The 7,684-nt window shown below is 72.7% G+C and carries 9 protein-coding genes; 2 read left to right on the top strand and 7 right to left on the bottom strand.

Annotated features, from left to right (window positions below):
• Both ABYE80_RS14000 and ABYE80_RS13995 read right to left on the bottom strand, forming a co-directional pair.
• Positions 1 to 350: putative toxin-antitoxin system toxin component, PIN family (locus ABYE80_RS14000; RefSeq protein ID WP_372790900.1), on the bottom strand; the 350-nt coding region annotated here is incomplete at its 3' end.
• Between the two features lie 41 nt (positions 351 to 391).
• The gene (locus ABYE80_RS13995) at positions 392 to 610 is read right to left on the bottom strand and encodes a hypothetical protein (RefSeq protein WP_372790899.1); all 219 of its coding nucleotides are present in this window, start codon (positions 608 to 610) and stop codon (positions 392 to 394) included.
• 70 nt (positions 611 to 680) lie between these two features.
• Between ABYE80_RS13995 and bcp the strand changes: the two genes are divergently transcribed.
• A complete protein-coding gene (gene bcp / locus ABYE80_RS13990; RefSeq protein ID WP_372790898.1) occupies positions 681 to 1,154 on the top strand; it encodes a thioredoxin-dependent thiol peroxidase in 474 nt (157 codons plus the stop codon).
• A gap of 23 nt (positions 1,155 to 1,177) precedes the next feature.
• Here the strand turns inward: bcp and ABYE80_RS13985 are convergent, their stop codons facing one another.
• From ABYE80_RS13985 to ABYE80_RS13970, 4 genes are all read right to left on the bottom strand, one after another.
• Entirely contained in the window at positions 1,178 to 2,665 is a 1,488-nt protein-coding gene (locus ABYE80_RS13985) for a TrkH family potassium uptake protein (RefSeq protein ID WP_372790897.1), read from the bottom strand.
• On the bottom strand, positions 2,662 to 3,999 hold the full coding sequence (gene trkA / locus ABYE80_RS13980; protein ID WP_372790896.1) for a Trk system potassium transporter TrkA: 1,338 nt from the start codon (positions 3,997 to 3,999) through the stop codon (positions 2,662 to 2,664). The genes ABYE80_RS13985 and trkA overlap by 4 nt, the downstream gene beginning before the upstream one ends.
• A 51-nt stretch (positions 4,000 to 4,050) precedes the next feature.
• Positions 4,051 to 4,452 carry a CBS domain-containing protein gene (locus tag ABYE80_RS13975; protein ID WP_372790895.1) on the bottom strand — a complete coding sequence of 134 codons (402 nt, stop codon included), beginning with the start codon at positions 4,450 to 4,452 and terminating at the stop codon, positions 4,051 to 4,053.
• Positions 4,453 to 4,552: 100 nt separating this feature from the next.
• On the bottom strand, positions 4,553 to 5,815 hold the full coding sequence (locus ABYE80_RS13970) for a diguanylate cyclase (RefSeq protein ID WP_372790894.1): 1,263 nt from the start codon (positions 5,813 to 5,815) through the stop codon (positions 4,553 to 4,555).
• Positions 5,816 to 5,901: 86 nt separating this feature from the next.
• Here ABYE80_RS13970 and ABYE80_RS13965 point away from each other — a divergent pair, with 86 nt between their 5' ends.
• Positions 5,902 to 6,567: an HAD family hydrolase gene (locus tag ABYE80_RS13965; RefSeq protein WP_372790893.1), complete on the top strand. Its 666-nt coding sequence runs from the start codon at positions 5,902 to 5,904 to the stop codon at positions 6,565 to 6,567.
• A 7-nt stretch (positions 6,568 to 6,574) separates the two neighbouring features.
• Here the strand turns inward: ABYE80_RS13965 and purT are convergent.
• The coding region (gene purT, locus ABYE80_RS13960) for a formate-dependent phosphoribosylglycinamide formyltransferase (RefSeq protein WP_372790892.1) at positions 6,575 to 7,684 on the bottom strand (1,110 nt) is incomplete at its 5' end.

Raw genomic sequence — 7,684 nt, 5'->3', positions numbered from 1 at the left:
GCTGCGCGTGGTGTCCACGCCGGCGGCGCGAGGTCGGCGTGATCGAGGAGGTCGCGGTCGCCGGTCACGATCGCTTCGGCGTGCGCAGAGATCGCCAGCGCCACGAGGTAGTCGTCGGCCGGATCGCGGAGGACCGCGGGGACGACGATCGGGTCAGGGAGCATGGTTGCGAGGAGCGCGAACGCGTCGACGATCTCCCCCGCGCGGGTCTGGGCGACGCGCGCGTGAAAGTACGGCTTGCGGAGTCCGGCGCGGAACTCGTCGATCAAGCGAGGGCAGGCGATCGGCTCGAACGCGGCGGCGCGGGCGCCGCGAAGGAGTCGTGCCGACGGACTCTGCGGCGAGGACACCGTTGCCGAGAGCAGAACGCTCGCGTCGATGATGGGGCGTCTCAAGCGCGCTCGGCGCGGACTTCGCGGACGGCCTCAACGGCGGCGTCAAGCGCGTCCGGCTCGGAGATCACGTTCTCGCGCTGGCTGTCGGCGAGGGCGTCAAAGCCCAGTTCGATGCGTGCGAGCTCCTCGAGCAGCGCGCGATCGTCCTTCCCGGGGCGCCGCGCACGGAGCTTGTCCAGGAGGCTGGAGTCGATCTGTACCGTCGTCGTCGCCACGAGAACAGGGTAGCGGCGTACTACCAGTTCACCAACCGCGTCGCCTGGTGGCACCGGTACCGTGAGCCCCATGCTCGAACCAGGACAGAAGGCCCCCGCGTTCACCCTCCTGAACCAGGACGGTGAGAAGGTGAAGCTCTCGGACCTCAAGGGACAGACCGTGGTTCTGTACTTCTACCCCAAGGCCGACACGCCGGGGTGCACCACCCAGGCGTGCGGCGTGCGTGACGCGTCGGCCGAATACGCATCACGCGACGTCGTCGTCCTCGGCGTCTCGCCGGACCCGGTCGAGCGGGTCAAGAAGTTCCACGACGGGCAGTCCCTGAACTTCACGCTGCTCGCCGATCCCGATCACAAGGTGTGCGAGAAGTACGGCACCTGGGTGGAGAAGTCGATGTACGGCCGGAAGTACTGGGGCGCCGCCCGGACGACGTTCATCATCGACCCGAAGGGCAAGATCGCCGCCGTGCTGCCCAAGGTGCAGCCCAAGCAGCACGAGAAGCTCGTCTTCAAGGCATTGGACGACCTGACGGACGCCGGCTAGGTTCGCTCAGGACCCGGAGCGCCTCACGCGACGTTGCGCCGCCAGAAGGCCGGCGTCAGCAGGACCAGCACGGTCAGGACCTCCAACCGTCCCGCCAGCATCAGGAACATCAGGACGATGCGACCTCCGTCGGGGACCGATCCGAAGCCGTCGGTCGGGCCGACCGCCCCGAGCCCGGCGCCGAGCAGGGTCAGGCAGGAGGCCGCGCTCGTGGCGGCGCTCGTGAGATCGAGGCCCGCGATGAGCATGGCGAACGTGCCGGCGACCGCCACGAGGAGGTAGATGACCGCGAAGGCGAGGACCGCACGCCGCACGTCCTCGTTGAACACGCGCCCGCGCGTCCGCAGCACGGTGACGGCACGCGGACGCAACTGCCGGGACAGCTCCTGGCCGGCGATCTTCGCCAGCAGCGTGGCGCGCATGACCTTGATGCCCCCGGACGTCGACCCGGCGCACCCGCCGATGAACATCAGCAGCAGGAGATGGGTGCGGGCGTAGTCGTTCCAGCCGTTGTAGTCGTCGGTGATGAACCCGGTCCCGCTGCCGATGGACGTGACGGTGAACGCGCCCGAGCGCAGGCCGCCCCAGAACCCACCGGGGTGCTCGGCGAGGAGCAGGCTCGCGGTCACCGCCGCCGCGCTGCCGGCGAGGATCAGCACGAACGCGCGGACCTCGGCCGCCTGCGGCCACAGGGACTCGCCGCGAAGCGCCCGCCAGTAGAAGGCGAAGTTGATGCCGGAGGCGACCATGAACACCATCGCGACCAGTTCGATCGCCACCGAGTCGAACGACCCGATCGAGTCCGTGCGCGTCGAGAAGCCGCCGGAGGACAGGCCGGTGAGGATGTGGTTGATCGCATCGAACGGCGTCATCCCCGCGAGGGCGAAGGCCGCGAACCCGGCGGCGGTGAGCGCGCCGTAGATGGCGAGGATGATCTTCGCCGTGTCGGCGATCCTCGGCGTGAGGCGTTCCGCGGTGACCCCGGACATCTCCGCGTGGAACAACCGCTGCGACGCGACGCCGGTCGCGGGCGCGATCGCCACCAGGAGGACGACGATGCCGACGCCGCCCAGCCACTGCGAGAGGCTGCGCCACAGCAGCAGGGCCCGCGGCGTCTCCTCGGGGTTCACCAGCGAGGCCCCGGTCGTGGTGAACCCGGCCATGCTCTCGAAGATCGCGTCGATCGGCCGGGGAAGGACGTCGTCGAGCATGAACGGCACGGATCCGGCGAAGGCGGCCGTCAGCCACGCCAGGGTGACGGCCAGGAACCCGTCGCGGGCGCGCAGCGGGACGCGTCGCGACCGCCTGCCGAGGGCCACGAGCAGTCCGGCCAGCGGCAGGTACACCGCGGCCGGAACGGCGAACGCGGCAGCGCTGTCACCCCCCTCGGCCAGCGCGTAGACGGCGCAGACCACGAGCCCGATGGTGATCGCCCCGAGCACCGCCGCGAGGACGGGCAGGATCAGACGCCAGTTGAACCCCGGACCGAGGCTGAAGTGGGGGCGCCTCACGCGTCGAAGGCCGCGGCGACCTGGCTGATCCCGCCGCGCACGTTGAAGGTGACGAGCCGGTCCGCCGCATGGATGGTCTCGTCCCCTTCCGGGATGATCACGCGCCCGTTGCGGACGATCGCAGCGACGCGGGTCCCGGCGACCGACTCCGCCTTGGTGATGGACTTGCCGTCCGCGCGGCACCCCGGATCGACCTGGACGTCGATGAGCTCACCGCCGCTCGCCAGCAGGTGGACGGCCTCGACGTTCGCCCCGCGGACGGCGCGCAGGATCGCCTCCGCGGTCACGAGCCGCGGGGAGAACCCCGCATCGATGTGGAGGGCGTCGACGAGGGGCGTGTACTCCTCGCGGGAGACGACGGCCAGCGCCATCCCGGCGCCGAGCTGCTTGGCGTTGAGGGCGGCGAGCAGGTTGGCGCGGTCGTCCCCGGCCGCGGCGACGAACGCGCCGGCCCGGTCGACGCCGTGCGCCAGGAGGGCCTCCTTCCCCAGCCCCTCCTCGTGCAGGACCGTGGCCCGTCGCAGATGCTCGGCGAGGACGCGGGCGCGCTCGACGTCGCTCTCCATCACCGTGACCGTGTAACGCCCGGAGTTCTCCAGCGACTGGGCGAGCGGCAGCCCGATCTTGCCCCCGCCGAAGATCACGACGTCGTGGACCTCGCGGACGTGGCCCGCCAGGTAGGCGACGACCCGGTCGATGTTCTCGCGCGCCGCGACGACCGTCAGGTGGTCTCCGGCCCGCGGCCGGTGCCCCGGCTCGGCCGCGACGACCCGGGTGTCCCGCATGATCGCCAGCACCCCGTGCGGCGCGCTGGGCCGCCGTTCGGCGAGCGAGCGGTGCAGCAGCGGCGATCGGTCGGTGACGACGACCTCGGCGACCGACACGAGATCGTCGACGAAGTGCTCGACGTGCACCGCCCCGGGGAGCTCGATCGCCTGGGCGAGGTCCTCGGCGGTGGCGCGCTCCGGGTGGATGACGAAGTCGATGCCCAGGACGTCGCGTGCGAAGGAGCCCTCGGTGCCGAAGTAGTCCGGGTCGCGCACGCGGGCGACCGTGCGTTCCGCGCCGAGCTGGTGGGCCGCGAGCGCCGCGATCACGTTGCTCTCGTCGATCGGGGTGACGGCGCACACGAGGTCGGCGTCGGCGGCCCCGATCTCGCGCAGGAACCGGGGGGACGAGCCGTTGCCGACCACGACGAGCGCGTCGAGCTCGCCCTGCAGTTCCTCGGCGCGTGCGCGGTCGCGCTCGATCACCGTGACGTCGTGGCGGTCCGCGCTCAGCGTCCGCGCGACGTGGAAACCGACTTCTCCGAGACCGACGACGATGACGCGCACGGCGGCATCGTCGCGCATGGCGGTGATGGACGTCGATTCTCGGCGGTGCGGCTACGTGCCGGCGGTGGTTCCGCAGAACCGCGTCCGGTCCTCGTCGAGGGCGACGACGCCGAGCAGCGTCCCCTCGTCGTCGACGACGGGTACGCGTCGCGAGGGCTCCTCCCGCGCGAGTTCGCCCGCCAGGTCGGCGGGCGAGTCCGCGTGGACGGTGACACCGCTACGGGCGACCTCGCGGGCCGGTACGCCGTCGTCGTCGGGCAGGTCGTCCGGGGTGACGACCCCCACGTAGTTGCCGGTCGCGTCGACGAGCACGGCGAGCCGGCGGCTGCCGCTGGCGTCGAACCAGGCCCGCAAGGCACCGACCGGCGCATCGGCGTCGCTGGCGGTCATGCGCGGATGGATCACGTCACGCGCCGTGAGCCCCTCGGTCTCGCCGATGCCGATGTTCGCCATCACGCGATCATCCCGCACGGAGGCGGCGATGGCCACGCCCCGTCGACGCGGCGGACGCTCAGCCTCCGCGGGGAGGCCGGGCACGAAGGGCCGGGCCGGGTCAGTGCGCGCCGGCGATGCGGCCGAGGCGGCCGCTCTCCGCGAGTTCCACGAGCCGGCGGGCGGCGTCCGGCGCGAAGTGGAGGCCGGCCTGCCGGGCGATCTCGGTCAGCGCCTGCTCGTGGTCACGTGCGGCCCGGTACCACCGGTCGCTGGTCATCGCGTCCCACGCGTCGGCGAGCCCGAGCAGCTGCGCTCCGTCCGGGATCGTGGTGCCGCGCAGGCCGGCGGGGTAGCCCGTGCCGTCCCAGCGCTCGTGGTGACAGCGGACCCAGGACGCCTGCTCCGGGTCGAGGGCCCGCGCGGCGATCCGGGCGCCGATGAGCGGGTGGGTCCTGATGTGGGCGAGGTCGCCCTGATCGAGCGGACCGTGCTTGAACAGGACCTCCTCGCGCAGGGCGATCTTGCCGACGTCGTGGACGAGGGCGGCGTCACGCAGGCGGTGGGCGCGCTCGGGGTCCCAGCCGGTCTCCAGCGCGAGGGCGTGGGCGATAGCGGCCACGCGCTCCGCGTGGTGCTGGGTCGACGGGTGCCGATCGGCGACGAGCGCCACGAGTGCCCGGAGGTTCGCGATGGTGTCTGGTCGTTGGACCTCGGACGTGGCGCTGCGGTGCTCCAGCTCGTCGGCGACCTCGGGCGTGTAGCGGAAGGTCAGGTTGCGCCCGTGGGCCTTGGACCAGTACAGCGCACGGTCGGCGAGCCGGTACAGCTCGCCCGCGGAGCCGGCGGTCGCCAGGTCGCAGACGCCGGCCGAGAGCGTGACCGATCCGACCCCCTCGTACGGAGTGGAGGCGATGGCCCGGCGGATGCGCTCGGCCGCCGCGAACGCGCCGACGCCGTCGACGTCGGGCAGCACCAGCGCGAACTCCTCACCGCCGACACGGGCGAGGTGCTCCCCGTTGCGGACCAGGCCGCGCAGGCGCTCCGCGGTCTCCGTGAGCACCCGGTCGCCGGCCGGGTGCCCGAACCGGTCGTTGATCTGCTTGAAGTGGTCGACGTCGAGGATCGCGACGCTCAGGTTCCGCTCGTGGCGCTCCGCGCGCGCGGTCTCGCCGGCGAGACGGTCGTGGAAGCTGCGGTGGTTCGACAGGCCGGTCAGCCCGTCGACGGCGGCGAGGGCCTCCAGGCGGGCCTCGCTCTCGCGGCGGTGCCGCAGGCGTCGCTCGGCGAGGGAGGTCGCCGCGTGTGCCTCTCGTCGCCAGGTCCACGCGAGCCCGCCGGCCAGGAACGTCAGCGCCCAGCTCGAGATCACCAGGGTCACCATCAGAGGAGTGGTCGGCAGCAGCGCACGCCCGCCGCAGTAATCTGGCGCACAAACGCTCGCGGGCGCAGATTCGCCACGATGCAGGCGTGTCCGCACCCTTGCCGCCCCACGCCGTCGTCTTCGACAACGACGGGCTCCTGCTCGATACCGAGGTCGCGTGGACGCGCGCCGAGGTGACCCTCTTCGCCCGGCGCGATCGAACGTTCACCGACGCCCACAAGCGCGACATCATCGGCAGCTCGCGCGCGGTCGCGGCCGCGAAGCTCGAGCGCATGCTGGAGCTGCCCGGGCAGGGGTTCGCCCTCATGGACGAGCTCCACGACCTCGTGATGGAGGAGGCGCTCGCCGGGTGCCCGCCCCGGCCCGGAGCGATCGAGCTGCTCGACGCGCTGGCCGCGGCGGGGCGACCGGTCGCGCTGGCCTCCAACTCCTCGCGGGAGTTCGTCGAGCGCACGCTGACGGTCGGCGGCGTGCGCGACCGGTTCGAGATCGTGATCAGCGCCGACGACGTCGAGCACCCCAAGCCGGCCCCCGACCTGTACCTGGAGGCGTGCTCGCGCCTGGGCGTCGACCCGGCACGCAGCCTCGCGCTCGAGGACTCACCGCCCGGCGTGCGCTCCGCGTACGCGGCGGGCCTCTACGTCATCGGCGTTCCCTACCTCGAGGGGACCCCGCTCCCCGGCGCGCACCTCGTGGTGCCGTCCCTGTCCGACGCGTCGGTACACGCCGCGGTCGGTCTGGCAGCGGCCTGAGTCCCGTTCAGCGCGCCCCAGGCTCGACGCTGATCGCCGCCGCCGCCCGGGCTGCCAGACCGCGGGCGGTCTCCGCGTCCTCGGCGCGGGCGAGCGCGACGCCCATCCGCCGCCCCGGACGCGTGTCGGGCTTGCCGAACAGCCGCACGTCGATGGCGGGATCCACGTCGAGGGCTTGCCGCAGCCCCGTGAACCGCGGCGCCTCGGCCACCTCGCCGCCCAGCACCACCGCGCTGGCGCCCGGGGACACCAACGGGACCCTCGGAGCGGGCACCGGCAGCCCGAGGATGGCCCGCGCGTGCAGCGCGAACTCGCTCAGCGCCTGCGTCGCCATCGTGACCATGCCCGTGTCGTGCGGGCGCGGCGAGACCTCGCTGAACACCACCTCGTCCCCGACGACGAACAGCTCCACGCCGAACACCCCGTGTCCACCGAGCGCGTCGGTGACCGCCCGGGCGACCTCCTCCGCACGGTGCGCGGCGGTCGCGGTCATCGGCTGCGGTTGCCAGCTCTCGCGGTAGTCGCCGTCCTCCTGGACGTGTCCGATCGGCGCGCAGAACGACGTGCCGCCGGCGTGCCGGACGGTCAGCAGGGTGATCTCGTAGTCGAACTCGACGAACCCCTCGACGATCACGCGGGCCTGCTGGGTCCGGCTGCCCGCCTGCGCGTAGTCCCAGGCGGCGGCGCCGCCGGTCGGCTCCGTGACGAGGGACTGGCCCTTCCCGGACGACGACATCACCGGCTTCACGACACAGGGCACGCCGAGGGCCGCCACGGCGGCGTCGACCTCCTCCGCGCTCGCGCAGAACCGGTACGGGGAGGTCGGGAGACCGAGCTCCTCCGCGGCCAGGCGTCGGATGCCCTCGCGGTCCATGGTCAGCCGGGCCGCACGCGCGGTGGGCGTGACGCGGAGCCCGTCCCGCTCGAGGTCGACCAGGACCTCGGTGGCGATCGCCTCGATCTCCGGCACCACGTGCAGTTCCGCGCAGGGCCGTTCACGCTCCTCGGCGAGCACGGCCCGCAGCGCCGCCGGGTCGGTCATGTCGACCACGTGCCAGCGGTGGGCGACCTGCATGGCGGGAGCGCCCGCGTAACGGTCCACGGCCACGACCTCCGC

The organism is Paraconexibacter sp., from assembly GCF_041602235.1.
In the GTDB taxonomy this organism is placed as follows: domain Bacteria; phylum Actinomycetota; class Thermoleophilia; order Solirubrobacterales; family Solirubrobacteraceae; genus Paraconexibacter.
The sequence above is the reverse complement of the archived record's forward strand: the minus strand, read 5'-3'. Positions and strand labels throughout refer to the sequence as shown.